General features: G+C 61.6%; 33 protein-coding genes and 1 tRNA gene. 14 read left to right on the top strand and 20 right to left on the bottom strand.

What is annotated here, in order from left to right:
- Positions 1-212 precede the first annotated feature (212 nt).
- From NKH38_RS05790 to NKH38_RS05780, 3 genes are all read left to right on the top strand, one after another.
- The gene (locus NKH38_RS05790; RefSeq protein ID WP_352761529.1) at positions 213-632 is read left to right on the top strand and encodes a GFA family protein; all 420 of its coding nucleotides are present in this window, start codon (positions 213-215) and stop codon (positions 630-632) included.
- A 75-nt stretch (positions 633-707) separates the two neighbouring features.
- A complete protein-coding gene (locus NKH38_RS05785) occupies positions 708-1,067 on the top strand; it encodes a diacylglycerol kinase (protein ID WP_023681553.1) in 360 nt (119 codons plus the stop codon).
- Between the two features lie 43 nt (positions 1,068-1,110).
- A complete protein-coding gene (locus NKH38_RS05780; protein ID WP_023667553.1) occupies positions 1,111-1,698 on the top strand; it encodes a hemerythrin domain-containing protein in 588 nt (195 codons plus the stop codon).
- 3 nt (positions 1,699-1,701) lie between these two features.
- Here the strand turns inward: NKH38_RS05780 and NKH38_RS05775 are convergent, their stop codons facing one another.
- Both NKH38_RS05775 and NKH38_RS05770 read right to left on the bottom strand, forming a co-directional pair.
- Positions 1,702-2,310 carry a DedA family protein gene (locus NKH38_RS05775; RefSeq protein ID WP_023805296.1) on the bottom strand — a complete coding sequence of 203 codons (609 nt, stop codon included), beginning with the start codon at positions 2,308-2,310 and terminating at the stop codon, positions 1,702-1,704.
- Complete coding sequence (locus tag NKH38_RS05770; protein ID WP_023805295.1) at positions 2,307-2,870, bottom strand: DUF1003 domain-containing protein; 564 nt, start codon at positions 2,868-2,870, stop codon at positions 2,307-2,309. Before NKH38_RS05770 ends, NKH38_RS05775 begins: the two co-directional genes overlap by 4 nt.
- A gap of 91 nt (positions 2,871-2,961) precedes the next feature.
- Here NKH38_RS05770 and NKH38_RS05765 point away from each other — a divergent pair, with 91 nt between their 5' ends.
- The 6 genes from NKH38_RS05765 (at position 2,962) to NKH38_RS05740 (ending at position 10,015) form a co-directional block, all read left to right on the top strand.
- Positions 2,962-3,678, top strand: a complete 717-nt coding sequence (locus tag NKH38_RS05765; protein ID WP_023805294.1) for a DNA-3-methyladenine glycosylase I — start codon at positions 2,962-2,964, stop codon at positions 3,676-3,678.
- A 62-nt stretch (positions 3,679-3,740) separates the two neighbouring features.
- The gene (locus NKH38_RS05760) at positions 3,741-5,456 is read left to right on the top strand and encodes an NAD+ synthase (RefSeq protein ID WP_352761525.1); all 1,716 of its coding nucleotides are present in this window, start codon (positions 3,741-3,743) and stop codon (positions 5,454-5,456) included.
- Positions 5,457-5,490: 34 nt separating this feature from the next.
- Positions 5,491-6,375 carry an SPFH domain-containing protein gene (locus NKH38_RS05755; protein ID WP_352761522.1) on the top strand — a complete coding sequence of 295 codons (885 nt, stop codon included), beginning with the start codon at positions 5,491-5,493 and terminating at the stop codon, positions 6,373-6,375.
- Positions 6,376-6,388: 13 nt separating this feature from the next.
- A complete protein-coding gene (locus tag NKH38_RS05750; protein ID WP_352761519.1) occupies positions 6,389-7,339 on the top strand; it encodes a diacylglycerol kinase catalytic domain-containing protein in 951 nt (316 codons plus the stop codon).
- A gap of 70 nt (positions 7,340-7,409) precedes the next feature.
- Entirely contained in the window at positions 7,410-7,820 is a 411-nt protein-coding gene (locus NKH38_RS05745) for a GNAT family N-acetyltransferase (RefSeq protein ID WP_023695412.1), read from the top strand.
- Between the two features lie 389 nt (positions 7,821-8,209).
- Positions 8,210-10,015 carry an ABC transporter ATP-binding protein gene (locus tag NKH38_RS05740; protein WP_352761511.1) on the top strand — a complete coding sequence of 602 codons (1,806 nt, stop codon included), beginning with the start codon at positions 8,210-8,212 and terminating at the stop codon, positions 10,013-10,015.
- A gap of 42 nt (positions 10,016-10,057) precedes the next feature.
- Here NKH38_RS05740 and NKH38_RS05735 read toward each other — a convergent pair whose 3' ends face one another.
- From NKH38_RS05735 to NKH38_RS05705, 7 genes are all read right to left on the bottom strand, one after another.
- A complete protein-coding gene (locus tag NKH38_RS05735; protein WP_023667544.1) occupies positions 10,058-10,471 on the bottom strand; it encodes a GFA family protein in 414 nt (137 codons plus the stop codon).
- Between the two features lie 20 nt (positions 10,472-10,491).
- Positions 10,492-10,956, bottom strand: a complete 465-nt coding sequence (locus tag NKH38_RS05730) for an SRPBCC family protein (protein ID WP_023667543.1) — start codon at positions 10,954-10,956, stop codon at positions 10,492-10,494.
- Entirely contained in the window at positions 10,953-11,273 is a 321-nt protein-coding gene (locus NKH38_RS05725) for an ArsR/SmtB family transcription factor (protein WP_023667542.1), read from the bottom strand. Before NKH38_RS05725 ends, NKH38_RS05730 begins: the two co-directional genes overlap by 4 nt.
- A gap of 185 nt (positions 11,274-11,458) precedes the next feature.
- On the bottom strand, positions 11,459-11,956 hold the full coding sequence (locus NKH38_RS05720) for an NUDIX hydrolase (protein WP_023667541.1): 498 nt from the start codon (positions 11,954-11,956) through the stop codon (positions 11,459-11,461).
- A 209-nt stretch (positions 11,957-12,165) separates the two neighbouring features.
- Entirely contained in the window at positions 12,166-12,666 is a 501-nt protein-coding gene (gene gpt / locus NKH38_RS05715; RefSeq protein WP_023667540.1) for a xanthine phosphoribosyltransferase, read from the bottom strand.
- Between the two features lie 87 nt (positions 12,667-12,753).
- Positions 12,754-13,587: a universal stress protein gene (locus NKH38_RS05710; protein ID WP_352761505.1), complete on the bottom strand. Its 834-nt coding sequence runs from the start codon at positions 13,585-13,587 to the stop codon at positions 12,754-12,756.
- Positions 13,588-13,685: 98 nt separating this feature from the next.
- The gene (locus NKH38_RS05705) at positions 13,686-14,426 is read right to left on the bottom strand and encodes a competence/damage-inducible protein A (protein ID WP_023681539.1); all 741 of its coding nucleotides are present in this window, start codon (positions 14,424-14,426) and stop codon (positions 13,686-13,688) included.
- Between the two features lie 175 nt (positions 14,427-14,601).
- On the opposite strand from NKH38_RS05705, the gene NKH38_RS05700 reads away from it, so the two are divergent.
- Entirely contained in the window at positions 14,602-15,603 is a 1,002-nt protein-coding gene (locus NKH38_RS05700) for an alpha/beta fold hydrolase (protein WP_352761501.1), read from the top strand.
- Positions 15,604-15,668: 65 nt separating this feature from the next.
- Complete coding sequence (locus tag NKH38_RS05695; protein WP_352761498.1) at positions 15,669-15,941, top strand: hypothetical protein; 273 nt, start codon at positions 15,669-15,671, stop codon at positions 15,939-15,941.
- Positions 15,942-16,060: 119 nt separating this feature from the next.
- Here the strand turns inward: NKH38_RS05695 and NKH38_RS05690 are convergent, their stop codons facing one another.
- The 4 genes from NKH38_RS05690 to NKH38_RS05675 form a co-directional block, all read right to left on the bottom strand.
- Positions 16,061-16,300, bottom strand: coding sequence for a DUF2188 domain-containing protein (locus NKH38_RS05690; RefSeq protein WP_023667535.1), 240 nt, complete (start codon positions 16,298-16,300; stop codon positions 16,061-16,063).
- A gap of 59 nt (positions 16,301-16,359) precedes the next feature.
- On the bottom strand, positions 16,360-16,638 hold the full coding sequence (locus NKH38_RS05685) for a DUF982 domain-containing protein (protein ID WP_032891817.1): 279 nt from the start codon (positions 16,636-16,638) through the stop codon (positions 16,360-16,362).
- 84 nt (positions 16,639-16,722) lie between these two features.
- On the bottom strand, positions 16,723-16,998 hold the full coding sequence (locus NKH38_RS05680; protein WP_023688344.1) for an SH3 domain-containing protein: 276 nt from the start codon (positions 16,996-16,998) through the stop codon (positions 16,723-16,725).
- 16 nt (positions 16,999-17,014) lie between these two features.
- The gene (locus tag NKH38_RS05675; protein WP_352761493.1) at positions 17,015-18,112 is read right to left on the bottom strand and encodes an NADH:flavin oxidoreductase/NADH oxidase; all 1,098 of its coding nucleotides are present in this window, start codon (positions 18,110-18,112) and stop codon (positions 17,015-17,017) included.
- A gap of 143 nt (positions 18,113-18,255) precedes the next feature.
- Between NKH38_RS05675 and NKH38_RS05670 the strand changes: the two genes are divergently transcribed.
- Together NKH38_RS05670 and NKH38_RS05665 are read left to right on the top strand one after the other, a co-directional pair.
- The gene (locus tag NKH38_RS05670) at positions 18,256-18,834 is read left to right on the top strand and encodes an NUDIX domain-containing protein (protein ID WP_023729827.1); all 579 of its coding nucleotides are present in this window, start codon (positions 18,256-18,258) and stop codon (positions 18,832-18,834) included.
- Between the two features lie 89 nt (positions 18,835-18,923).
- Positions 18,924-19,895 carry an ATP-grasp fold amidoligase family protein gene (locus NKH38_RS05665; RefSeq protein WP_023729826.1) on the top strand — a complete coding sequence of 324 codons (972 nt, stop codon included), beginning with the start codon at positions 18,924-18,926 and terminating at the stop codon, positions 19,893-19,895.
- Between the two features lie 372 nt (positions 19,896-20,267).
- Here NKH38_RS05665 and NKH38_RS05660 read toward each other — a convergent pair whose 3' ends face one another.
- A complete protein-coding gene (locus tag NKH38_RS05660) occupies positions 20,268-20,456 on the bottom strand; it encodes a hypothetical protein (protein WP_023688348.1) in 189 nt (62 codons plus the stop codon).
- A 724-nt stretch (positions 20,457-21,180) separates the two neighbouring features.
- On the bottom strand, positions 21,181-21,402 hold the full coding sequence (locus NKH38_RS05655) for a hypothetical protein (protein ID WP_023681532.1): 222 nt from the start codon (positions 21,400-21,402) through the stop codon (positions 21,181-21,183).
- Between the two features lie 86 nt (positions 21,403-21,488).
- Here NKH38_RS05655 and NKH38_RS05650 point away from each other — a divergent pair, with 86 nt between their 5' ends.
- On the top strand, positions 21,489-22,352 hold the full coding sequence (locus NKH38_RS05650) for an ATP-dependent DNA ligase (protein WP_023667527.1): 864 nt from the start codon (positions 21,489-21,491) through the stop codon (positions 22,350-22,352).
- Here NKH38_RS05650 and NKH38_RS05645 read toward each other — a convergent pair.
- The 5 genes from NKH38_RS05645 to NKH38_RS05625 form a co-directional block, all read right to left on the bottom strand.
- Positions 22,349-22,597, bottom strand: a complete 249-nt coding sequence (locus tag NKH38_RS05645) for a hypothetical protein (RefSeq protein WP_023691191.1) — start codon at positions 22,595-22,597, stop codon at positions 22,349-22,351. The two genes, NKH38_RS05650 and NKH38_RS05645, sit on opposite strands and share 4 nt — an antisense overlap.
- 899 nt (positions 22,598-23,496) lie before the next feature.
- Positions 23,497-23,688: a hypothetical protein gene (locus tag NKH38_RS05640; RefSeq protein WP_023667524.1), complete on the bottom strand. Its 192-nt coding sequence runs from the start codon at positions 23,686-23,688 to the stop codon at positions 23,497-23,499.
- A gap of 1,097 nt (positions 23,689-24,785) precedes the next feature.
- Positions 24,786-24,871, bottom strand: a tRNA-Leu gene (locus tag NKH38_RS05635).
- Positions 24,872-24,999: 128 nt separating this feature from the next.
- A complete protein-coding gene (locus NKH38_RS05630; RefSeq protein WP_023695400.1) occupies positions 25,000-25,662 on the bottom strand; it encodes an outer membrane protein in 663 nt (220 codons plus the stop codon).
- 128 nt (positions 25,663-25,790) lie between these two features.
- Positions 25,791-26,642 carry an alpha/beta fold hydrolase gene (locus tag NKH38_RS05625; RefSeq protein ID WP_352761486.1) on the bottom strand — a complete coding sequence of 284 codons (852 nt, stop codon included), beginning with the start codon at positions 26,640-26,642 and terminating at the stop codon, positions 25,791-25,793.
- Positions 26,643-26,735 lie beyond the last annotated feature (93 nt).

The following is a 26,735-nucleotide window of genomic DNA, read 5'->3' as shown; positions in this document are numbered from 1 at the left end:
CGACCATAGATGCGCCGGCGCTAAAGTTTCCTTAATGTGCCGCCAGTTAACGCGTCCGTTCTACCGCAGGCTGCAGAAATGGTTTGCAAAGATCCTGAGGTCAGGTCCGTACACGCCCACCCCATGTCGCATTTGCCGGTGCCCGGCTGCGGCAAAACTGAAATCCTCTCGGCCAGCGGCGAAGCCGTGGACGATGGCTGGTGGAGGTAGGGATGAGCAACAACCACAGCGGATCTTGCCTGTGTGGAGCCGTGCGTTTCCAGACGCGAGGGCCGGTGCGCGGCGTCATTTATTGCCACTGTTCGCAGTGCCGCAAGCAGAGCGGGCATTTTTACGCCGCGACCAACGTCGCCGACGGCGACATCACGATAACCGGCGCCGACAACATCAGCTGGTACGAATCGTCTTCCTTTGCCAAGCGCGGCTTTTGCAAGATCTGCGGCTCGGTGCTGTTCTGGAAGCCGGGTCAGGATGCCTATGTCTCAGTTCTGGCCGGATCGTTCGACAACCCGACCGGGCTCGAAGGCCAATGCCACATCTTTGTCGGCGACAAGGGCGATTACTATACGATCGACGATGGACTGCCGCAGTTCGAGAAGTCGACGCCGACGATCAAGGTTGCGGAGGAGTGATTTTGCGGCGGCTGCCTTATTCCCTTGATCCAGCCATTGCGATATCCCCTGCCGGTGATTCGAAGGGGATGCGGCATGCAGCGGCTGATCGGTGCTTACTTCAATTCTGTGCGAGCCTTTCGCAAGCTCGCCGCCAGCGAAAGGGCATTTCAGCAGGAACTGATGCTGCTGGTGCTGGCGCTGCCGCTCGGCTGGTTCGTCTCGGTCTCGTGGCGCGGCTACGCGCTGTTGATCGGCGCGGTGCTGCTGCTCATCATGGTCGAAGTGCTGAACACCGGCATCGAGGCAGCCTGCGATGCCTTCAGTCGCGAGTTCAACGTCGACATCCAGCTCGCCAAGGACTGCGGCTCGCTGGCGGTGCTGATTTCGGTTATTATAGTCGCCGGCGTCTGGGGAATCGCCCTCATCGAGCGCATCACGGGACTACCGATCTGATCTGAACGCTCCCATATGTTAGTCACCAAAGGAGACTGACGTCGTGGAAGCCAATTTTCTGCTGCTTGAAAGAGCCGGCCTGCCGGAAGACCTGCGCTGGCTGGCGGAAAAATATCCGCGCGAGACATGGCAGGGCCACGCCAACATCCACGGCATGGCAAACATGTGGCTGCAGCGGCACGACATGTTCCGAGAGCTGGGCGGCATGCTCACCAACGGCATTGGCGACTATCGCGAAGGCAGGCTGACGGCGCCGGATTTCGCGCGCTGGTTCGCGCCGCGGCTGAACCACTTTCTCGGCAATCTCGACGGCCACCACAATGTCGAGGACTACCAATATTTCCCGGCTTTCGCCAAGGCGGAGCCGCGCCTGAAGCGCGGCTTCGAAATCCTCGATGCCGACCATCACACCATTCATGAGGGGCTGGAGCGCAACGCCGAGACGGCGAACGCCTTCATCCGCACGCTCGAGGAGAGCGAGGACAGGCAGCGCTTCGCCGCCGACGCCTATGCGGACGAGAACAGCCGGCTGATCGCCATGCTGAAGCGGCATCTGGCCGACGAGGAAGATCTCATCATCCCGCTGATCCTCGATCGCGGCGACCGGGCTCTGGTCGAGGACGACGACTGAACCTTACGATGTGGTTTCGCTGTCGCGGGCGTCCTTGGCGCGCTCCTTGCCGGCGACGGTGCGGGCGATGAGCCAGGCAAGGATGGCGACACCCAGACCTATGGCAAGCGCGATCAGCAGCCGTTCGTGATGGAGCAGTGCCTTGCCTATCATCTGCTCGGCTTCGAGGCCGAAGACGTAGCCGATGCCGCAGAACAAAGCCGCCCAGACCAGCGACGACACCGCGTTGAGGATAACGAAGCGCGCTACCGAAATGCTGGCGAAACCGGCCGCGATGCCGCCGACCAGGCGCAGGCCATAGATGTAGCGGTTGGACAGGACGAATATGTTGGGATGGGACGAGACGAGACGGTAGGCGTGGTTGAAGCCGGGCCTCGCCTTCAGTTTCAGCACCCTGGGATGGTCGGCAAAGCTGCGGCCGAGAATGAAGAAAAACGTGTCGCCGACGAAGGCGCCAATGGCGGCCGTGAGGAAAGCCTTCCAGAGGATGAAGACATGCTGATGGGCGAAGAAGCCGCCGAGGATGGCCGCACTTTCGCCTTCGGCGACACAGCCCATGAAAACCGCGATCAACCCATATTGCTCGATGAGGTGATGGACGATCCCGGTCATTGAGAGGTTTGCCGGCCCGACAGTTTTTCGTCTATGCGGTTCACCTGTTCGGCCAGGCGCGCGATGTCCTCGCGCACGCCGATGATCTGGCTGTGGCGCAGTTCGTCCAGCTTTTCATGCAGAGCCATGATCTCGATCTCGGCCTTGAGGTTGACCTCATAGTCATGCGCGGCGTCGATGCGGTCGCGCGCGGCCTGGCGGTTCTGCGACATCATGATCACCGGCGCCTGCAAGGCGGCGATCATCGACAGCACCAGGTTGAGGAAGATGAAGGGGTAGGGGTCGAACGAGTCTCGCCCGAGCAGCCACCAATTGGTGCCGATCCACAGCACCAGGAAAGCAATGAAGGACAGGATGAACGTCCACGAGCCGCCGATGCGGGCAATGGCATCGGCGATCCGGTCGCCGGCGCCCTGAAGGCCGGTGAGGCTGTCGTTGATATCCTGCGAGATGGGCTTGCGGTCGACAGTGCTCTGCAACACCCGCCGCTCGAGCTCGCTGAGGGTTTCAGGCGTTCGCCTCAACCAGCGGTTGGCAAGTTCTGGCACGGTCTTGTGCATGGATGTCTCCATAGGAAAAGCGTCGGCTTGGCAGCCTCGTTTGCATATAGGAAGATGGCGTTTCGTCAAAAGCGCGGCGCGAGGATGCAGGATGCCCGATTTCGCGAAGATTCGCGCCCGTGCTGCAAAACGCAAAGGCGGCGACGCGGTGCTGATGTCGCTGCTCGGGCCGGCGCCTGAAAATGCCGCCGTGGCTGACATTACGGACGATCGTATCCTCTCGACGATGGCCGAGCGGGTGTTTGCCGCCGGCTTCGTCTGGCGCGTTATTGAACAGAAATGGCCCGGGTTCGAGGACGCGTTTCTCCATTTCCAGCCGAAACGGCTGTTGTTTCAACCTGATGACTTCTGGCACGACCTGACGGCTGATCAACGCATTGTGCGCAACCCGCAGAAGATCAAATCCGTCCGCGACAACGCCGCCTTCGTTGAGCGTGTGTCGAAGGAACATGGCGGTTTCGGCAAATTCCTCGCGGAGTGGCCTGACGACGACCAGGTCGGGCTGATGGCGTATCTCGGCAAGCATGGCAGCCGGCTTGGCGGCAACACCGGCCAGTATTTCCTGCGCTGGCTGGGCTGGGACGCCTTCGTCATCTCGGCCGATATGGTCGCGGCTTTGCGTGACGCCGGCCTCGACATCGCCGAAAGTCCGACGTCGAAGAGGGATCTCGACAGGATTCAGGCGCAGATCAACAAATGGGCGCAGGAAACCGGCCTGCCGCGCCGGCACATCTCGCGCATTCTGGCGATGTCGATCGGAGAGAACCATTCGCCGCAATCGCTGCGCGAATATATGGGCGATGACTGATCACCGAATTGGTCCAAACGAACGCCATTGCCGGGGCAATTCTGCCGCGCTAAACCGCACAGATGACCCAGAAGACCGCACCCGATATTCTGCGCATCGCCGTTGCCCAGCTCAACCCGACGGTCGGCGATGTCGCCGGCAACCTTGCCAAGGCGCGCGAGGCGAGGGCGGATGCCGCCCGCCAGGGCGCCGACATCGTGCTCTACACCGAGCTTTTCCTTGCCGGTTATCCGCCGGAGGACCTGGTGCTGAAGCCGGCCTTCCTCAAGGTTTGCGAGAAGGCCGCTCAGGATTTCGCCGCGGATACCTCCGATGGCGGGCCGGGCGTCATCATCGGCACGCCGCTGAAGCGCAAGAGCGGCACCCACAATTCGATCATCGTCGCCGATGGCGGCAAGATCCTCGCCGAGCGCTACAAGCTCGATTTGCCAAACTATGGCGAGTTCGACGAGAAGCGCGTCTTTCAGGCCGGCCCCGAGGCTCAGGGACCCGTCAACTTCCGCGGTGTGCGCATCGGAATTCCGATCTGCGAGGACATCTGGGGCGACGTCGGCATCTGTGAAACCCTGGCCGAGAGCGGCGCGGAAATCCTGCTGGTGCCGAACGGCTCGCCCTACTACCGCGCCAAGATGGACGTGCGCCATCAGGTCGTTATCCGCCAGGTCATCGAGACCGGTTTGCCGATGATCTATGCCAATCAGATCGGCGGCCAGGATGAGCTGATCTTCGACGGCGCCTCTTTTGCCATCGGCGCCGACAAGACGCTCGCCTTCCAGATGAGCCAGTTCGAGGAAACTGTCGACGTCACGACCTGGAAGCGCAACCGCGTCGCCGCAGGCGCGCAAAACGCAGAAGAGTTCGACGGCTGGGTTTGCTCGGAAGGGCCGATGTCGAAAATCCCCGAGCGCGAGGAGGCGGACTATCGCGCCTGCATGCTCGGCCTGCGCGACTACGTCAACAAGAACGGCTTCAAGAACGTCGTGCTGGGTCTCTCCGGCGGCATCGATTCGGCGATCTGCGCCGCATTGGCCGTCGATGCGCTCGGCGAGGAGCGGCTGCGGGCGGTGATGATGCCCTACCGCTATACCTCGGAGGATTCGCTGAAGGATGCCGAGGATTGCGCCCGTGCGCTTGGCTGCCGCTATGACATCGTGCCGATCTTCGAACCGGTCGAGGGTTTTCTGCATACGCTGACGCAGCTTTTCGAGGGCACCAAGGAAGGCATTACCGAGGAAAATTTGCAGAGCCGCGCGCGCGGCACGATCCTGATGGCGATTTCCAACAAGTTCGGCTCGATGGTCGTCACCACGGGCAACAAGAGCGAGATGTCTGTGGGCTACGCCACGCTTTATGGCGACATGAATGGCGGCTTCAACCCGATAAAAGACCTCTACAAGATGCAGGTCTATGCGCTGTCGCGCTGGCGCAACAGCCATGTGCCGCCGGGCGCGCTCGGCCCCTCAGGCGAGGTGATCCCCAGGAATATCATCGACAAGGCGCCGTCGGCGGAATTGCGCGAGAACCAGACCGACCAGGATTCGCTGCCGCCCTATCCGGTGCTGGACGACATTCTGGAATGCCTGGTCGAGAACGAAATGGGCGTCGACGACATCGTCACGCGCGGCCACGACCGGGCGACGGTGACGCGCGTCGAACATTTGCTCTACATTGCCGAGTACAAACGCCGGCAAGCGGCGCCGGGTGTGAAGATCACCCGTAAGAATTTTGGCCGCGACCGCCGCTATCCCATCACCAACCGTTTCAGGGATCGCGGCTAAACATCTGATTAAATCAATGAACCTTGGGGGGCGCATGTTTATCAGCTATTTCAAGGGAACGCCTGAGTATCACATCCTGCGCTTCAAGAACGGCAAGATCAGGGAGCAGGGGCGCGGCATCTCCTTCTGGTACGGCACGTTCGGCACCACGATAGCGATGGTGCCGGTGACGTCGCTCGATAACCCCTTCATCTTCACCGAGACGACGGCGAATTTCCAGGATCTGGCAATCCAGGGGTCGGTCAGCTACCGCATCATCGATCCACTCAAGGCAGCCGAAGGTTTTGATTTCAGCGCCAAGCTCAGCCGTGCCGACGTCGTCGGCGACGGCCGGGAGAAGATCGCCGAGCGCCTGGTGCTTGCGATACAGAGCCGCGCCCGCGCGGTGGTTTCGAGCATGACGCTGGAACAGGCGCTGGCCGAGGTGACCAAGCTCGGTGGCAATCTGGCCGAACTGCTCCGCAACGATCCGATTGCCGCGACCGCAGGCCTGTCGATCGAGGAGGTCCACATCACCTCGGTCCAGCCGACGCCGGAGATCCGCAAGGCGCTCCAGACCGAATATCGCGAGGCGCTGCAGCGCCAGGCCGATGCCGCGATCTATGGGCGCCGTGCCTGGGGCGTGGAGAAGGAGCGCGAGATCAAGCAGAGCGAGTTGGCGACCGAAATCGAGCTTGCCGAACGCAACAAGCTGCTGGTCGATACCGAGGCGCGCAACAAGCTGACGCTTGCCGAGGCGCAAGCCAAGGCCCAACAGCTCGAACTCACCGTCTATTCGTCGGCGCCGGCGCACGTGCTGACGGCGATGGCTTTCAAGACCTGGGCGGAAAAGGGCGGTTCGGTCGGCAATCTGTCGATCACGCCTGATATGCTCACCAGCGCGCTCAGCCAGCTTTCCACGCCGAAAGCCGGGTCCTGAAAGGCAAGCTCGGGTGGCAAGCGACCAGAGCGGCAGGCCGATCGACCGGGTGATCGTCGTCACCCGCAAGACCGAGCTGGAGGAACTGACGACGCGCTTCAACACGCAGGGACAGGCGCGCTTTTATCTCCGGCAGGCCGGCATGAATTTCGACCCGGTCAAGGCGGCGCATGACGTCTATCACCAGGCGCTCGACCGGGTGATGGGTTCGCTTCCCCAAGGCCTCAAACAGTTGCGGCTCGACCGCGAACTGGTCCCGCAGTTCGAATTCGGCTCCGACGCGGTGATCGCGCTCGGTCAGGACGGGCTGGTGTCCAACACCGCGAAGTACCTCCCGTACCAGCCGCTGATCGGCATCAACCCGAACCCGGCGCTTTTCGACGGCGTGCTGCTGCCGTGGAATGCCGACGATACCGAAAAGGTCCTCCGCCTGACGATAGCCGGCAAGGCGAAGCGCCAGGCGGTGGTGATGGCCGAAGCGCGCTCCAATGACGGACGCCGGCTGATCGCCTTCAACGATCTGTTCGTCGGCGCCTCGACGCATGTCTCGGCGCGCTACGAATTGACCTATGGCGGCAGGACCGAGCGCCAGTCGTCGAGCGGCATTATCATCTCCACGGGCGCCGGCTCCACCGGCTGGCTGCGCTCCGTGATGGCGGGCGCCGCGGGACTGGCCGCGGCCTATGGTGACAACTCCGTGCCGACCGTGCCGCCGCAAGGCTATGACCGCGAAGGCGAACAGCTGTTCTTTTCGGTGCGCGAACCGTTTCCGAGCAACACGACCGGCGTGTCGCTTGTGCATGGCGTCATCACCCGCGACCGGCCGCTGGTGGTTTCTTCGCGGCAGAGCAGGGGCGGCGTCATCTTCAGCGACGGGATGGAGCTCGATTTCGTCGAGTTCAATTCCGGCACCGACGTGACCATCGCGATCGCCGACCAGAAGGCCTATCTCGTGGTGCCATAAGCGCGCCACGTGGGCAGCCAAACCACCGGCCGGACTGAATTCGGCCGCCCTCCATTCTTTGCGAGGCACCATGCCCGACTGTGAGATCAGCTTCGACATGTCACGGATCGATTTCCGGGCGACCTCCGACCTGTTGATGGCAAGTTATTGGGGCGCCGGCCGCAGCGATGAGTTTCATCGCCGCGCCTTTGCCAACTCGTTCTGCACCGCGGCCTATATCGACGGGAACCAAGTCGGTTTTGGCCGGGCCATCACCGACCGTACGGTGTTTGCCTATCTCGCCGACATCATCATCTGGCCGCAGCATCGCGGCCAAGGCATTGGCTTGCAACTGGTGCAGGCGCTCATCGACCACCCTGAACTCAGCACGGTCTCGCACTGGAGCCTGTCGACCAGTGACGCGCATGGCCTTTATGAGAAGCTGGGCTTCAAGGCATCAACCGACGGCCGCTACATGCGCCTCGATCGCAACCCGGAATGAGGCATAGCGAGGGGGGTTGACCGGCTGTTGTTGCAAAATAACCTCACTGGTTGGACCAGTTACGCTTTGCCACGTGCCCGGCCTTGGCGATCCTTCATGGCGTCTCTATAAGGACCTCTCCGCAAGTGTCTTGCGGGAGGTCTGAATGGCAGTATTTCACATGGTAATGCGAGGCCGCGAAGCCTAGGTCTCACCTGGCGTCCGGCGAAGGTTTGCCCTTCGCACCGATGCCGGGTCGAGTACAGGCTTCTGCCGATGCCGGTCGCCACCCGACAACCCGGGGCGCGCCGCCACCTATGCCGAACCTCCGCAGCCGGGCGAATTGCCCAGCGCGGTTTTCAATTTTCAGACCTTACCGGGACCGGGCAGATTTGCGCCCGGATGACATCATGACTCGTTTTCGAATCGATCTGCGTGCAAGCGCCTTTCGCAGCGTTCTTGGCTTCACGCTCAGCCACTGGCGGCGCCAGCCGTGGCGGCTTTCGCTGATCATGGGCAGCTTCCTGCTGTCGACCCTGGCCGACGTCTTGACGCCGCTCTTTTCCAGCCGGCTGGTCGACGCCGTCGCCAGCAGTGCGTTGGCTGACGATGTCGCGTGGAATGCGGCAATGGCGGCGTTCTTCGCGCTCATCGCTTTGGCGCTGACCGGCGTGGTGCTGCGCAACCTGGCTTTCATGGGCATTGTCGAGCTGACGCTGAAGATGATGGCCGACATCGCCGCCGACGCGTTCCATCGCGTGCAGCGCTTCTCAACCGACTGGCACGCCAACAGCTTTGCCGGATCGACGGTGCGCAAGGTCACGCGCGGCATGTGGGCTCTCGACCTGCTCAATGACACCATCCTGATTGCGTTGCTGCCGTCGGCCGCCATGCTGGTCGGCTCGACGTTGCTGCTCGGCTGGTTCTGGCCGCTGATGGGGCTGGTCGTGGCAGTCGGCTCGGTGCTGTTCATCACGGTGACGGCGCTGCTGTCGCTCGGCTATGTCGCGCCCGCGGCACGGCTCGCCAACAGCTGGGATACGCGGCTTGGCGGCTCGCTTGCCGATGCGGTGAGCTGCAATGCCGTGGTCAAGGGTTTCGGCGCCGAGACGCGCGAGGAAACGCGTCTTGCCAAGGTCGTCGCCAAATGGCGCGCGCGGACCAGCCGCACCTGGGTGCGCGGCACCATCAACGGCACGACGCAAGGCGCCATGCTGCTGGTGCTGCGGACGGCAGTAATCGGCCTGTCGCTGATGCTGTGGGCCTGGGGCCAGGCAAGTGCGGGCGATGTCGCCTTCGTGCTGACCTCGTTCTTCGTGCTGCAGGGCTACCTCAGGGACATCGGCACGCATATCCGCAATTTGCAGCGTTCGGTCAACGACATGGAGGAACTGGTCGATTTCCAGTCGCAACCGCTCGGCATCGAGGACCGGCCCGGCGCCAAGCCGATCCGGATCACGCATGGCCACATCGCCTTCGATAACGTCACCTTCCACTATGGTAGCCATCGCTTGCCGCTCTACCGCGACTTTTCGGTGGAGATAGCGGCGGGCGAGCGGGTCGGACTGGTCGGCCATTCCGGCTCGGGCAAGACGACCTTCGTGAAGCTGATCCAGCGTCTCTATGATGTCAGCGGCGGCAGGATACTGATCGATGGCCAAGACATCTCCCAGGTTGCACAGGCGTCGCTGCGCGCGCAGATTGCCATCGTCCAGCAGGAGCCCATCCTGTTCCACCGCTCGCTGGCGGAAAACATCGCCTACGCCCGTCCGGACGCCACGCAGGCCGAGATCGAGCATGCCGCCAAGCTCGCCAGCGCGCACGACTTCATCACCAGCCTGCCGAAGGGCTACGGCACGCTGGTCGGTGAACGCGGCGTGAAGCTGTCGGGCGGCGAGCGCCAGCGGGTGGCGATCGCACGCGCCTTCCTGGCGGATGCGCGCATCCTGATCCTGGACGAGGCGACATCGAGCCTCGATTCGGAATCGGAAGTGCTGATCCAGCAGGCGATGGAGCGGCTGATGGTCGGCCGCACGACGCTGGTCATCGCACACCGTCTGTCGACGGTGCGGGCGCTGGACAGGCTGCTCGTGTTCGACCGTGGCAAGATCGTCGAGGAAGGCTCGCATGACGAGCTGATCCGGCTGAAGGGCGGCATCTACCGCCGCCTGTTCGAGCGGCAGGCGCTGGAACTGACCAAGGGCCTGGTGATCTGAGCTGAACGCGAGCCCTATCCGAGGGATAGGGCTCTGCCTGGTTCATCCAGGCATTCGCTCGAATGGCTGAAGCGCTGGGTCGATCGTGTCCCAGGCGTGGCCGCGCACGGTGTAGGTGACCGCCTGCGGGTCGAACTGGCCGGGATCGTCGAGGCTCGTGGCCTGGATCGCCGTCACCTCCGGCATGGCGACGAACGTTACGTAGACCGGCGTGCCGCAGGTCGGGCAAAAGGCCTGGGCTTTTTCATTGCCGCTGTCGGCGATCATCCGCCATGTGCTCGGCTCGCCGGTGATCTTTACGTCAGCGCGCCGGCCGAAGGTCACATAGGAACAATGGCCAGTACCGCTGCGCTTCTGGCAATCGAGGCATTGGCAGTGGTTCTGAAAGATCGGCTCGCCGGTGGCCTCATAGCGGATCGCGCCGCAGGCGCAGCCGCCGGTAAAGTGCCTGGTCATCGTCGTTCTCCGCGGTTGCTTCAGGCCGATTTCGGCTTGGCGAACAGGTCGATGCCTGTGCCGGTTTCGAGGAAGGATTTCATGCTGGACAGCACGGCCGGCCAGCCCTGGCTGATGCCCTTGGCCATGCCGCTGCCGGCTTCGAGCTCGTCATGGCTGACGGTCAGCTTGACCATGGTGTCGTATTCCTCGATGGCGAACGTCACCCGGCTGTGCTTGGTCGGATCGTCGGCCTGCGAGGCGTTGGCCCAGCTCATGACCAGCCGGGTTGGCGGCGAGATTTCGACGACCTTGCCAACGAGTTCGACGGTCCGTTCGTCATTGGCGCGGATGTGTTCCCATTTCGAGCCGGGCTTCCAGTCGGAGACGTTCTCGTGGCCCCAGTAGCGCTTGGCGATATCGGGCCTGGTGATGGCTTCGAACACCTTTTGTGGCGTCGATCTGATGTAGGTCACGTAGACAAAACTGGTGGTTTCCCGGCTCATTGGTCGTCTCCTTCGAGTTCTTGTTTCAGGTCGTGCAGCAGGCTCAGCCGCTGCCGTTCGAATTTTCGCACCCACCGCTCGTAGACTTCGTGCAGCGGCACGGGGTTGATGAAATGCAGCTTCTCTCGGCCACGCTTGACCGTGCTGATCAGATTGGCCGCCTCCAGCAGATCGATGTGCTGCGTGGCGGATTGCCTCGCCATGTCGAGGGTTTGGCAAAGCTGGCCGAGCGTCTGTCCGTTCTTCTCACACAGAAGATCGAGCAGCATTCTGCGCGTCGGGTCGCCCAGCGCTTTGAAAACCTTGTCGGCGTCCATCGGTCTCACTCATCTTGAAGACACAATATGCAGGTAAATGCCTGCATGTCAAGCTGTGGCTAAGCTTGGCCTGAAGGGGAGGGATTTATAGTGTCGGATTGCTGGCGCGCGGAGCGAAGCACCGAGCCCGGAATCGGGGCAAGAACCGGTGCGGGCGCGCAGGACTATGCAGCGGTGGCTGTGAGCTAGGCTCTAACGACGAACTTGTCGGGATCGGCGCAGAAATGGGCGATGATCTGGCAGAGGTCCGGCTCGTTGACCATGCGTACGGCCTCGGCCCCATTGACCCATTTGCGGGTGCGCGCGCGCTTTTCCTTCCAGCGGTCGGCAACGTGCTCGACCTGCAGCGGAAACACCAGCACTTCGCAAGGGACTTCCTCGCCGGACGCGAGGGCCTTGGCGTAGAAGTAACGACCGGCCTCGAAAAGCGAAATCTTGCCACGCAATCCGGCTTCCTCGCCCGCCTCGCGCGCCGCTGCCTCGCAGAGCGGCTCCCTGGCCTCGGGCCAGCCCTTCGGCAGCACCCAACGCCCGGTGTCTCGGCTGGTGATCAGCATGATCTCGACGCCGTCTTCGTTATTGCGCCATGGCAAAGCGGCAACCTGCAGGCGACAAGGCGAAGTGCCGAAGAGCTTGCGGACCCTTTCAGCCAGATGGTCGTGTGTCGCCGGTGTCGTCAGCATCAGTGAAAGCTACCCCAGCCCTCAGAATCGTTAGCCGCCGTATGAATCTTACCGACAAGTGTAAGTCTTAAAAGTAAAAAACCTCACACCGACCCGTCAAACTCCGCCAACAGCTGTCCATTCGACAGAATATTGTCCCTTCCAGTGCCTGTTTTCATAGCAAACGGGGCGGGTTTGGCCGTCTGGGCAGAAATGGGGGCTGGCGCGAATCAGCCTGCGTGATCGTCGGCGATCGGCTTCTGGTAGGTAAAACCCATGTCCCAGGGAAAGTAGATCCAGGTGTCCTGACTGACTTCGGTGATAAAGGTGTCGACCAGCGGCCTGCCTTTCGGCTTGGCGTAGACGGTGGCGAAATGCGCCTTGGGCATCATGGCGCGCACGATGCCTGCCGTCTTGCCGGTGTCGGTGAGGTCGTCGATGATCAGCACGCCCGCCCCATCATCGGCGAGCAGCGCCGGGGTGATCTCCTTCAGCACCTGCAACTGCCCTTGGCTGGTGTAGTCGTGATAAGAGGCGACGCAGACCGTCTCGATGACGCGTATTCCGAGTTCGCGCGAGATGATGGCAGCGGGAACCAGGCCCCCACGGGTGATGCAGACGATGGCCTTCCACTGACCCTTGTTGGCGCCGGCAAGCCGCCAGGCGAGCGCCCGGGCATCGCGGTGGAACTGGTCCCAGGAGACCGGAAAGGCTTTTTCGGGAAGGGACATTCTGCACTCCGCGCGCAACATTGTGGAATGCGCGCGGAATTAACTGGAAAGTCAGGGCATTGGCAAGGGCGGGGCCAGTCTGTGGAGTTAACGCGACAAAAAGGCCGCCACCGGCACGCTGCGCAACACGGTGCGCGTGACGCCGCCGAACAAAAGCTGACGCAGCCAGGAATGGCTGTAGGCGCCGAGCACCAGAAGGTCGGCTCCGGTCTCGGCGATCCGGGTCTGGATGACGTCATCGACGGAGGCGTTGCCCGATTTCTGCACCGACACGCTGACCGTTGCGCCATGCCTGGAGAGTGCTGCGGCGATCTCGGCGCCGGCGGCTTCCGGGTTGTCATCCAGCGTATCCGGCGGATCGATGACCAGAATGTCGGTTTTCTCGGCCTCGATGATGAAGGGCAGCGCGTCGAAGGCGGCACGCGCCGCCTCCTTGCTGCCGTTCCAGGCCAGCAGCACATGTTTGAATGTGGTGACCAACGGCCCCTCATGCGGCACCACCAGCACCGGCCGGCCGGCATCGTAAACCAGCGCGTCGACATCGGCGCTCTGGTCGCCGCCGGTCTCGCGCTGCGCGGCGATGATCAGGTCGGCGGCGCGCACGCTGGAAATACCCGTCAGCGCGCTGTCGCCGGAAAAGCTCTCGAGGCTGCGCCATTCGAAGGAAAGGCCGGAATTCTCGATCTGCCCAACGAAAAGCGCCTGCAGTTTCTCGGCGCGCTCGCGGTTCATGTCGGCGGAGACCTGCAGGAACTCGGTGTCGGGGAAGCCGGTTCCCGAGGTGTAGGGAACGGGCAGCGCTTCGGCATGGATGCCGATGAGATGGCTCTCGAACCGGTCGGCAAGCGGGATGGCGCAGTCGAGCACGCGTTCGGCGTCCTGTTCGTTCTGCAATATGGCGACGATGGTCTTGAAGCGCATGCGAAATCCCTCAAATCTGCCGGCGCGTGCTGCGCCCGAGGGAAAACGTGGGAGTGCGGTGCTTGGTTCCGGCCCGGCGATGGTCCGCGAACCCAGGGTCAATTGGCGGCGGTGAAGCCGGCCACCATCGCTTCGACGTCCTTGCGTGCCGAATCCAGCGCCTCCTGGCTGCGGGCGCGGACCACCAGCTCCGTCCAGAATTTGCCGTCGCCATATTTCGGATAGGAGCCGATGATGGTGTCGGGATGCGCCTTCTGGATGTCGCCCAGGGGACCGCCGATCAGGCCTTCGCCGAACGGGCAATGGACGGTGGCCGACAGCATCTTGGTGCCGGCCTTCAGCGTCGGCACGACATTGTCGAGCATGGCCTGGAAAATCGCCGGCACGCCGGCCATGACATGGACGTTGCCGATGCGAAAGCCGGGCGCGACGGAGACCGGATTGTCGATATGGTCGGCGCCGCGCGGCATGCGCGCCATGCGCTTGCGGGCCTCGGTGTATTCGATGCCGCGCGCGGCATAGCTCTCGCCCAGCATGGCATAGGCCTTGGCGTCGTATTCGCACGGCACCCCAAAAGCCTTGGAAACGGAATCGGCGGTGATGTCGTCATGCGTCGGGCCGATGCCACCGGTGGTAAAGACATAGGTGTAGCGGGCGCGTACGGCATTCACCGCAGCGACAATCTCGTCCTCCTCGTCGGGAACGATGCGCACTTCCTTCAGGTCGATGCCGATGGCCGTCATGATGTCGGCGAGGTGGCCGATATTTTTATCCTTGGTGCGGCCGGACAGAATCTCGTCGCCGATGACAAGCATGGCGGCAGTGACGATTTCAGGCATGGAAGGCTCCGGCAAACAGGCCCGTTGGCAGACAAGGTCGCCTGAGGCAGAAAGAAGGTCGCCTGAGATAGCGCGCCATCGAACTGGCGGCAATGCCGACACAAGCCGCCATCTGCCTTGCCGAGCGTTCGTCAGTGGGTGATGGTGCGCGCCGGTCCGCTTCCCGGGTGAAAACATGCTGGTATCGATTCTGCTTTGGCTTGTCGCCGGCCTGTCCGTGCTGGCTCTCGTCATCGTGGCCTGTCTGGTGGCCGCTACGCTCTGGATTGCCGCCAAGGCCGAAAGGCTGGTGCCGGCCAGCGGAAACTTCGTCGAGATCGACGGCAGCCGCATCCATTATGTCGAAACGGGCGAGGGACGGCCGATCCTGTTCGTGCACGGACTTGGCGCGCAGCTCCACCAGTTTCGCCACACGCTGTTTGAGCGCTTTGGCCCTGGCTACCGCCTCATTGCACTCGACCGGCCGGGATCGGGCTATTCTGTTCGCGCGCGAGGAGCCACCGGCCGTCTGCCTGAACAGGTCGAGACCATCAGGCGCTTCATCGAAACACTCGGGCTGGAAAGGCCGCTCGTGGTCGGGCACTCGCTGGGGGGCGCCGTCGCGCTGACCCTGGCCTTGGAGCATCCCGGCGCGATTTCCGGCATCGCTTTGCTGGCGCCGCTGACGCATCTGGAAGCCGGCGCCCGCGAGAAAGCGGGCCTGCTCTATATCCGTTCGCGGCTTTGGCGCTGGATCATGGCCTACACCGTCGCGATACCGACAAGCCTCAGATATGCGCGGCAGACACTGGAGTTCATCTTCGCGCCGCAGGCCGTTCCCGCCGACTACATGATCGATGGCGGCGGATGGCTCGGGCTGAGGCCTGTCCATTTCCATGCGACCTCCACCGATTTCGTGGCGGTCGAAGAGGATCTTGGCCGCATCGAAGAGCGCTATGGAGAGATCGCCATGCCGGCCGGGATTTTCTTCGGGACAGCCGATCGCGTCATCGCCATGCGCATACATGGGGAGCCGATGAAGGACAGGATCGAAGGGCTCGATTTCGAGACGGTCGAAGGCCTCGGCCACATGCCGCAATTCGACGAGCCGGACCGCGTCATCACCTTCATCAAGCGCATTGCCGAGCGGACATTCGCCGGCCAAGACCTCACCACAGCCTCACAACAATTTCACTGAACCATTCGGCTGATATCCGGTTTTACCCCGTGTCGCACCCAAGGCGGCAGATACGGAGTAATTCAATGTACAGGAAAGTTTTTGCAGCATCCGTGCTGACGATCGGTCTTGCCACATCGGCGATGGCGCAGTCATCGGACGGCACGTATTCCAACGATCACAGCTGGTGGCCGTTCGGGAACGAGCAGTCATCGACCGTCGACCAGAGCACCACCGGCAGCATCAATGCCGGCGGCAGCCAAGGCTATGGCGGCGCTACGGGGCCGTGCGCCTCCGACCCGTCAGGACCCTACGGAAATGTGAGGCCCAACGTGAACGATCAATATTGCGGCAAGTGATCAAGCCGCGGCTTCGACTGACCGGCAGGATGTCCCGCCTGTTTGTTTTGACACGCAATTCCCAAGGGAATTGCTTAGGCGAGCATCCATGGCCGGCAGCGAAAGCTGAGGGGCAAGGATCAGTCGGAAACTTCGGTCTGCGGACGGTCGCGGCCGTCGGCCAGTTCGTCGTGCCACTTGCCTTCGGCATCCTCATACTGGATGCCGTCCGTGGCGCCGGCGATCTGCTGTTCGGCCGAGGCGATCTCGGCGGCGCGCAGCGCATCCTGGTGGGTCGGGAATGTCTCCGAGAATGTCGAACCGACCTTGTAGGCCCAGCCCCCGTCGTGCTCGACGATCTTGTAAGTCAGCTTCGCCATGAAATCCTCCGGTTCGTCCGTCCGCTCAATGCGGCCCGTTTTTCAATGCCATCTGCGCTTCAATGCAATTTGGCGTCTGGCAACCGGTCTTCGGGAACCAGCACTTCCGATTCCTTGGCCGCTTCGATCAAAGCCCTGCGTGCATCGGCCGTCGAACGATAACCTTCCAGCACTTTGAGGCAAGTGTCGAGAGCATCACGATGGCGCGGGCCGCGATTGAGCGGCCACACCGTCATCAGGCACTCTGCCGCTTCCTGGGTGCTGCGGATCTGGCGATATTTGCCGACATGGCCGAGTTCGACCACGACCGGGGTTTCAAAAGGTTTGTTATCCATGATGGCCGCAACGCAAAGCAGCCAATATGGTTGCAAAAATGGCCGTCAGCCTGCGCCCAAACGTCTCACCAACCGCAATCGTTGGTCTCAGTAACCGCAGTCGTTGCGCAGCCAGTGGGCGTTGGCCCAGCCGGTCCGTCCGCCGATTTCGACCTGGTACCAGTTGCCCCGGCGGTCGAAAATCTCGGTGTGGTCGCCATTGAACAATTGCCCGATCATGCGCGACGACGAGTTCGGCCGCGCCCGCACGGCGAGAAACCCGCTGCCGGTATCGAGATCGTAGTGCCTGGACAGGCCGTGCACCGTGCCTTCGCAATATTGCGCGCCGACCGGAGACGACGCGGCGAACGACAGCGCAACCACCGTCGGCGCAGCCTGTTCAGCCCCTCATCCAGTGCTGCATCGTGGTCACCGAGCGGGAGAGCTGTGGCGCGGGATGGATTTTCTCGCTGAAGGTGGCGGCGGCGCGCCAGCCCCAGCGCGGATCGGCGAGGAAGGCGCGGGCCAGCGCGACCATGTCGGCGCGGCCGTCGGCGACGATCGCCTCTGCCTGCGAGGGATCGTCGATCAGGCCGACAGCCCGTGTCGGGATGCCGGCGCCCTTGCGCACCGCTTCGGCCAGATGCACCTGATAGCCGGCGCCGGTCGGCAGCTTCTGCAACGGCGAATTGCCGCCGCTCGAACAGCAGATATAGGCAACATTAAGCGCCTTCAAGGCTTTGGCCACCTCGATCGCCTCGTCGACCTCGAAGCCGCCATCGACCCAGTCCTTCACCGACAGGCGGGCGCCAAGCATCAGGTTTGGAACTGCCTTCCTCACCGATTTGGCGATCTCGATGAGGAAACGCATGCGGTTTTCCAGCGAGCCGCCCCAGCTGTCGGTGCGCTGGTTGGAAAGCGGCGACAGGAACTGGAAGATCAGATAGCCGTGCGCGGCGTGCAGTTCGAGGAAGTCGAAGCCGGCGCGCTCGGCCCGCCTTGCGGCTTGAGTGAAGCGCTCGATGAGCTGCAGGATTTCATCCTCCTCCAGCGCATGCGGCACATTCCAGCCGGTGTCATAGGCGATGGCCGAGGCCGAGACGGTCTGCCAGGGATCCTCGCCCGGCTGCAATGGGCCGCCACCTTCCCAGGGCTTTCGGTTGGAGGCCTTGCGGCCCGCATGAGCAAGCTGAATGCCGAATTTCGTTTCCGGCGCGGCGACGCGCCTCGCTGCATCCAGCGTGCGCCGGGCGGCCGCCTCGTTGTCGTCGGAATAGAGGCCGAGGCAGCCATGGGTGATGCGGCCGCGCCGTTCGACGTCGGTCATCTCGACGGTGACCATGCCGGCGCCCGACATCGCCAGGTTCATCCAGTGATAGAGATGCCAGTCGCTGGCCGAGCCGTCTTCGGCGGAATACTGGCACATCGGCGCCACCGCGATACGATTCGGAAAGGTCAGGCCATCGAGGGCGATCGGCTGGAAAAGCGCTGCGGTCATCAAAAAAACTCCGGAGAGGGACTGCAGCTATTTAGGCGATGGCAGTTGCCGGCACCAGACACGAGGCGGTGAAAGCTTCGCCGTTTCGGTTGCGCGCAAAACCGTTCGCGGTTACGCCATGGCGCCGACACTTGGAGCTCATCATGGAAGATCGTATCCGCATCCGCTCGGAGGAAGTCCTGTCCGACGACTGGGCGGTCCTGAAGAAGACCGTTCTCGATTACCGTCGGCGCGACGGGCAGTGGGAGACGCAGATTCGCCAGACCTACGATCGTGGCGACGGCGCGGTGATCCTGCCTTTCGATCCCGAGCGTCAGACGGTGCTTCTGGTGCGGCAGTTCCGCTACCCCGCCTACGTCACCGGCCACCGCGAACCGCTGATCGAGGCCTGCGCCGGCCTGCTCGACAAAAACGATCCCGAAACCGCCATCCTCAAGGAGGCCGAGGAAGAGCTCGGCTATCGCTTACAGAACATCGAGCGGCTGTTTTCCCCCTATATGAGCCCAGGCAGCGTCACCGAACGGCTGTGGTTCTTCGTGGCGCGCTATTCACCCGCCGACCGCATCTCGGCCGGCGGCGGTGCGGCCGACGAGGGCGAGGACATCGATGTTCTGGAAATGCCTCTTGATGAAGCGCTGGCCGGCATTTCAGACGGCCGCATCATCGACGCCAAGACGATCATCCTGATCCAGCATTTGAAACTGTACCCGATGAAGGGCTAGCTCGGCGAAGCTCGACGTGCCTCACTGCTGCGGGCAGGGTGGCACGTCCACTTCGCGGATGAAGTTGCGCAGGTTGCAAGGACACCGGAATGGCGCGTGGCGCAAAGGCATGGCTGAAGCGAAACAGCGCGCGGGCATCTCTCCTGTTGCTGAACGCCGCGCTGCTTGTCCGCTACCGCCGGTTGACCCAGCGTTTCCTTGAGCGGATGCGGCATCTGCCGAATTTTGCAGCCCCGGTGACGTTCACGGAAAAGATCCACTGGCGCAAGATTTTCGATGACGATCCTCGCTTTACCGGTCTTCTCGACAAGCTCAAGTCCAAGGAAATCGTCAGGGAGCGGCTTCCCGGGCTCGCCATCCCTGAGGTACTGTGGCAGGGCGACGATCCGCGCCAGATCCCCTTCGATGACCTGAAAATCCCCTACGCCGTCAAATGCAACCACGGTTGCGCCATGAATGTCATCGTTCGCGATCCGGCCAACGCCGACCGGGAGGCGATCATTGCCGAGATGACGGAATACCTTGGCCAAACCTATGGCGCCCGCAAGCTGGAGCGCAGCTATGCGCACATAGAGCGGCGGGTTTTCGTCGAAGCACTTGTGGGCAAGGACCAGGATTATGACCCGGTCGACTACAAATTCTGTGTGCTGGCTGGCCGCGTCACCTACATTGTCGTCGTCGCCTTCCGTTCCACGGTCAAGAATACCGCCCACCTGGATCGCGATTGGCGCCCGCTGAACATCGTCCAGGGCGCGATCGACTCGAGCCTGGAAATTCCCCGTCCCAAGAGCCTGGCGCGGATGATCGAGGCAGCCGAGGCGCTTGGCAGCGAGTTCGACATGGTGCGTGTCGATTTCTACGAGGAGGAGGGGGAGCCGATCTTCGGAGAATTCACGGTCTACCCACGCAGCGGCTTGCTGCAATTCGACCCGGCTGCCTTCGACCGCGAACTGGGCGCGCATTGGGATATTGGCGCGTCAGCTTACCTCAGTCGTTTGCCCAGCCGATTTGCCCGGCGATATAAGGCAACGCTGGTCGCCGCCGGCTATCTCGACGTTTGACGGCTACTCGGTGGCCTGCCACCCCGAAGCTCGAAGAGCGAAGGGTGGTGCGGAGAACCCATACGATTAGAGATCGAGGGAAACTGATAGCTCAGCAGGTCAATAGCCGTGATTTCGAAGTGCTGCCTCAACTGAGCCGTAGCGGTCAATTTGCCCTGCTGGGATCAATCTTCGTGAGCCGCTGCCTGGTCTCGACCACGCGCCTTTGCGCAGATCGGATTCGGCAACACAAGGCGAGATTCATAGCGACGCCGCAGTCTTCATCGAGCAAGTTTTCAGCGCGCTTCCTGCTGCGACTCGGCCGATTACCGCTAAGGTTACCGGCAAGCTCTCCCACGTCCGGACTGGGTCGAGATCATTTGAAGAACTCTTTCAGCTTGTTGAGTCGACTGTCGCCAGAGGCCTTCCGGCCTTCAGGACACGCCGCCTCGCCGATCGTATCCTGCTGGATAAAGCGAGGTTCTCAGCCACCATTTTCTCGCTGAGTACCAGCGCGAACTCGGTCTGTTTGATGCGCTGCTGAGCATCAGCGAGTTGCATCGTGAAAAGATCGGTTGCCATTGTTGATCCGGGATCCGCGAGATTCATGATTGCGTAACACATGGCGGCCGAAATCGTTCCTAGTTGTCGGGCGAAGCCGGTGCCGCAAAGGGCGGCTGAGTTTGAACTTCCCACCCGACCAGACGTCCGCGAGCGCCAAGGCATCGAGAGCCCAGTAATCGGAGGGCCACTACGAGCGGGCGCAACCCGACCACTTAAGTGATCAGCCTCGCTACAGCCTTGACAGGTACAGTCGCGGCCTCATCAAGGGGAGGTATCAATGGTCTCGGCGATTGGAAACCAACATCGGCAGGCAGCTGAAACTCGACCGAAACCCGCAAAGACAGAACCGGGCGAAGGATTTGCGCCAGGCAAAAGCGCAGACAGCGTAGGACATCGCGCCAAGGCAATGGCGGCAGAAAGTGGCGACACGGATTCTGGCGCCCAGGGGCGCGCCGCATCGACAATCGCCAGGATGGATATCACCGTTTTGGCTCCACAGAGCGAAGAGCCGCCTTTGGAGTAACCCGGGCGGCCGTGCCGCTGCCTCGGTCCTTGTGCAGCACGACGCGCGCTGGCTACGCTCGGTGGACATCGTCGTCTCGAAACACTTCGGGCGTTGCACTGCCGCGAGCCGCCTTCGCTGCTGGTCGAGGGGCTGTAACCCTTGGTGAGGCCGGCATCGCCTCGCCGGTCGTTGCGAGCCCACGATCGCGCGGCCAAGCGACCTTCCCTGTGTCGGTCTCTATTTGATACTAGGGGACGGCGGTTTCATCACGGGCAATTGCAGCTGGTCAATGGTTGCGACGATGCCGGCGGCAATGGCTTCCGCCTCATGGATCAGTTCCGGACCATAGAGCCCATTGACCATCTCTTCGCTCGGCAGCACGCCAGGAGGACAGTGCTCTTCCATTGTGCGCCGGATGAGCGTCAGCGCTGCCCGGCATTGGTCGGCTTCGATCTTCATAGCCCTTCAAACATCCAATTCGTCTAAAATGTTCCGGAACTAATTTAGCGATAGCTAATTGAAGTCGTGGTTCTGCGAGTCAGTGCATGCGTCTGAAATTCATCAAGCCTATGGAACCCGAACTGGTCGACACGCCGCCGATGGGCGATGATTGGATTCATGAGATCAAATTCGATGGCTACCGCACCCAGGTCATCAAGGATGATGACGGGATTCGGCTGATCACCAAGAACGGTTATGATTGGACGGGCCGCTACATCCAACTTGCCGGTGAGGCGGAAGCGATCGAGGCGAAAGACTTCATCATCGACGGCGAGACCATTACGATCAATGAGGCTGGCCTATCCGACTTCCATGCGCATCAATCAGCCGCGACCAGCCGCAAGCCGTCGCGCGATCTGTATCTGCTAGCATTCGACCTCTTGCATCTGAACGGGCATGACTTGCGGAACACGCCGGTGGAAGACCGTCGCGAGATCCTCCGGGCGTTGATCCCGGACGGCGGCCGAATCCAGTTCAGCGAAGCGATGCCGGGCACTGGCGACGCCGTCTTTCATCTGGTCGACCAGGCTGGGCTTGAAGGTATCGTTTCAAAGCGGAAGGGCAGCAAGTATCGGTCGGGTCCGACGACGAACTGGCGCAAGATCAAGTGCTATGCCGAAAAGGAGATGGACATCATCGGCGTGCAGCGCGAGGCCGGCAAGCCTGCCATGGTGCTGATGGCCGACAAAGGCCACTATGCCGGCGGCGCCTTCGTCACCTTCAAGGCGGACAAGCGCCAGCGCCTATGGGACCGCGTGCAAGGCAAGATTGGCGGGCCGGCGCCGAAAGGGCTCAAGAGTGACAAGGCCGAATGGCTAAAGCCGGGCCTGGTCGGCCGCGTGCGGTTCCTAAAGGGCGAGGAGAAGCTTCGCCATGCCAAGCTGCTGGATTTCCGGGAGGAGACTTAGCCCGGAGGCTTGTCCCGGGGCTGTGCCGGTCCTGTCCCGTTCCACTGGATGAACTTCGCCTTCTGGCCGGTGATGGTCTCGATCGACTTCAACAGGGGTCCATGGACCTTACGTAGAGCTTGGTAGTGCTCGCCGTGGTACGCCAGGAGCGGCCCGACGATGCTCTTGTGCAGCGCTTCGGCTGCCGCCAGGAAGCGCTCGATTTCAGCCCGGGAAAGTTGTTCCGAAGGTTTGGTTCTGGCCATTGGCGCTCTCCATTGAGGGGTCGCCGCAACGAGGACTATAATCCTACATGCCGGACTGCCTGACAAGAGGGCTCGCCGGCCTTACCCCGCAGGTAGCAGTAGGGCGACGGCGTCAAGCGCAGCCATCAGGAGCAACCACCAGCAAAGATGAGCAACGGCAGGCCCGGCGACCTCCTTTGGCACACGGGACAAACAAGAAGGTCGCCGAGCCTTACCGGCGCTGCTTTGCGAGGGAGACGACGCCGGATGAGATGAGAGTATGCGATCGTGCTAATCTCTGCGAACCATGCGAACGAAGGAAAGCCTTGTGGCACCGACGTTGAGATCAAGGTCGGGCGGGGCGCTGATCGCTGCGGCAGGATTCTTCCAAAGCGGTAGTGAGTCCAGAGCGGAACATTAGCGTCGGCTAACGGTTAATTCGGCAGTGTTCCGAACCGTGATTGGTAGAGCGATGGTGACGTTTCATCTTGTCTATTTTTCCGGCCTGACGGCAGACCAGCTGCTAGGCAGCGCCGTTTCTATCCTGGCGTGTTTGCTGCTTTATAACGCTCTGGCTTCGGACGCCTGACTGATAGGTCGGCCAGCGGCCCGGCATCCTTGGCAGCCGGCGATTGCGATCCCGATGCCAACTTCAAGACCTATCACGAGGCCAAAGACAAGCTTGCCGACGAAATCAATGGCGAGGGCCGGACAGGACGCCACACGTCCAGGCAGGGCTCTCTGAGGGCATTGGCGATGCCCGTTGCCTCAAGGTGGCGAGCTTTTTCGTTAATAGGCCTCCGCGCTGGGCAATCTGTTCCGAGAGCTTCTGTGATGCCTCTATGACGCGGCAAACCTTGGAAAAGGTTTCCGTGGCAGGACCGGGGTACGATTCTAACCAACTAGGGCTGTATAGGCCACTAGCGCCCGACGATCCGGCTAATCATGTCGTCGTCAGGTGCGCTGTCGGTGAATTCCCGTAGGAGCGCCTTCGCGTGGTCTACCCAATGCTCTTCAGCCAGGTTCAGCTCCCGAACGGATCTCCTGAAGGTCTCGCACACCACATCGAAATCGAAGGCGTCAATGCTGTAGCCTTCCTCGTCATGGTCCATCGGCAGCTCTCCCAATGGGGGAAACTGTACGGAATCGTACGAAGCAAGTGCAAGGGCATTCAAAAGCAATTGGCTGATGCCGCCCGATCGTTCCACAATGTGTTGCTAATATGCAGCACCGACTGAATCTCCGATCAGCGGCACTTGTGGTTGGTTCCAACAGCTGCACGTTGACGGCAAGATGCCAAAGCCAACGACATGCGGGCGACGAAGATGGACAAGCGACAAAACACAAGAAATGTTGAGTTGGTCGGTCTTCTGGCCGTGCCGTTGTCAGTTCTAATCACGCTGCTGATAGCTGGAATGATCCTTTGCTGAAATGTTTGAGTGGCAAAAGGCTGGGGCGGCGGGTTTTTCCCCTTTGAAAGAAGTCACGATGTCCCAATCCGTCGAACCCCCGATATTGCCAGAGGATAGCCCAGACCGTGAGGTGAACTGTGAAGTCGCATTAGAAGCCGCGTTTGCGGCCTTGGTGACTGCGTCAGAAGCGCAAGGTTGGACGCCACAGGAAACGGCTGCAACTCTTCTTAAAATCGCGACGGGGCATGCCCACCGGGTTGAGGCCGCTGCGGCCCCAGCCGGCTCCCGTTCTGCGGCCACATCCTGATCTCATAATGACCGTCAAGGCCGGACGACGGGTATTTCTCATGTCGGCCTTCATTGTAAGTTCCGGTACTTCGGAAGGCATCCTCGATGTCGACATGCTCCATAGGTATGAAGAGCTACCAGCACGCTTGTAATATTGCTTTTGATCGCTTCGATGTGGTCGACGTTCCGACCGTGGCACGTCGATGACTATGAACTCGGCGTTTTGGTCGGCATTCGATGCAAATCCAGCGACACGGATACCGTCGTTTTTCGGATGCAGTAGATCCCCAACTGCCGAGCTTACGACCGAAGGGGCTACAGGTTCGGGATTTGGCTCAAGCGCAGTTGCGCCGTCAGCCCCGTCACTGTTCTTACGGCAGCCAATACCGAACACCAAAACTCCAGCATGGCAGTTCCCGGCTTTGTATCCCGGCTCTACGGCTACCCGCGTCAGCCTTTTCTATGGTAGCCAGTGAGTTCTTACAGAACCAATCCTAAGCATTTCAATTTGGTGCGGACGACGGGAATCGAACCCGTACGATCAGAGATCGAGGGATTTTAAGTCCCTTGCGTCTACCAATTCCGCCACGTCCGCAGGCCAGCCCTTTTCAGACGCCAGCGAAAACCCGTCAAGCCATCTTTTGCCGAGTGTCGAACTCATGAAAGGTGGTTCGTGATTTCAAAACAATTGGTTGTGGCGAAAATCTCAGTCGCCGAGAACGCTCAGAATTTGTAGCTGAGATTGATACCGACCGCGTTCAGCTTCACATCCTGATCGCGATCGTTGAAGGGTTCCGCCACGTCATAGTGCTCGGAGCCGAAATCGTAATAGCGATATTGCGCGCCGACGATGAATTTGTCGGTCAGCGCGTAGTCGACGCCGGCACCCAAGGTCCAGCCGACATTGGTGCGTGTGCCGGCGAACGACGCGCCCGCGACTTGCGAAGTTTCGATGCCGGCAAAGGCGACGCCGCCGACGCCGTAGACCAGCACGCGGTCCATGGCGAAGCCCGCTTTGGCATCGACAGATCCGAACCACTTGATGTCCGTGCGGAATGTGCTTCCAAGGCCTGATACGGCCGTACCGTCGACGGCGGAATAATTGAGCTCCGCCTCGGCGCCGAGCACTGCCTGGTCGAACTGCCACAGGCCGGCGACATGGGCCCCGACGAAACCGCCGTCAATGTCGGGCGAGATGGAAAACGGCGCGCCTTCCGTCACTGATATGTCGGACTGGCCCCAGCCGTAGCCGGCCTGCAGGCCGGCATAGTAGCCGGTCCAGTCGAAGCCTGGTTCGGTCATCGGCACCGCCATCGGGTCGGCGGCGAATGCCGGCGCGGCCAGAGCAATCAGAAATCCGGCACTGGCAATCGTCAGACAGCGCATCGAGTTCTCCGAAAAGGCGGTTCAGAAGGCGCCTTGTCGGAAGGTAATCCTATTCGCCGCAAAACGGAACCCATTGTTCAACAATCGGAATGCACCCGTTGCTGCGCTGGGTGCTCTAGCTGGGGGCGCTATTTGGCGTCAATGAAGTCCAGCGCCGCCTGACTATATTCGTCCGGCGCCTGCAGCATGGCGAAATGACTGGCGTTGGGCAGGATGATGAGCTTGGCGCCCGGAATGACGGAGGCCATGTATTCGGTGTGTTCGCGCTTGATCGCCTCGTCATGGTCGCCGGCAACGATCGCGGTCGGCGTGGTTATCTTGCCGAGCTGTTCCTTGGTCCAGGCCGGCTCCGACTCCCACATGTGGCTGATCTGCGCCACGAAGTCATCGTACTGGTCGGGAGTCTTCGACAGTTTCTTGTAGTCGCGGCCCGAGCGGTCGATATAGGCGGCAAAGGTCTTGTTGGTCAGCACACCCGGATCGACGCCATCGGTGGTGACGTTGGCGGCCTGCGCAAAGAGCCGTGTCAGCCGCTCCGGATGATGCAGCGCGATGTCGATGCCGATAATGCCGCCGTCGCTCCAGCCGACAAGAGCGGTCTTGTCGATCTTGAGATAGTCGAGCAGCGCAAGATAGTCCGACGCCATGAGGTCATAGCCGTAAGGCTGCTCGGTGCGGGCAGAGCGGCCATGGCCGCGGCTGTCGGCGATGATAACCTTGTGCGTCTTGGACATGGTCGCCACCTGGCTTGCCCAGATGTCGCCATGGCCAAGGCCGCCATGAATCAGGAGAATCGGATCACCGGCGCCGAAAACGGCATAGTACATCTGAATGCCGTTGACCGGCGCATATCCGCTCTGATCCGGTTTGGGCATCGCCGCCGGCTCCGGCAAGGTCTGCCAACGCTCCTCGGCGGATGCAAAGCCGGACGAGATCAGGAACAGGGTGACGAAGGCGAATGCTTTCAGGAACCGGATCATGACTTCACCTCAGGAGGTTTCGGGCTCATCACAACAAAAACCCGCCTCGCGGCGGGTCGTCGGCGCAAATCAGCACCATCGCCAGAATAGTAG

Origin of the sequence: Mesorhizobium sp. M1078 (assembly GCF_040318615.1) — a bacterium.
In the GTDB taxonomy this organism is placed as follows: domain Bacteria; phylum Pseudomonadota; class Alphaproteobacteria; order Rhizobiales; family Rhizobiaceae; genus Mesorhizobium.
Note: the sequence above shows the minus strand (reverse complement) of the source record. Positions and strands in the feature narration are given on the sequence as shown.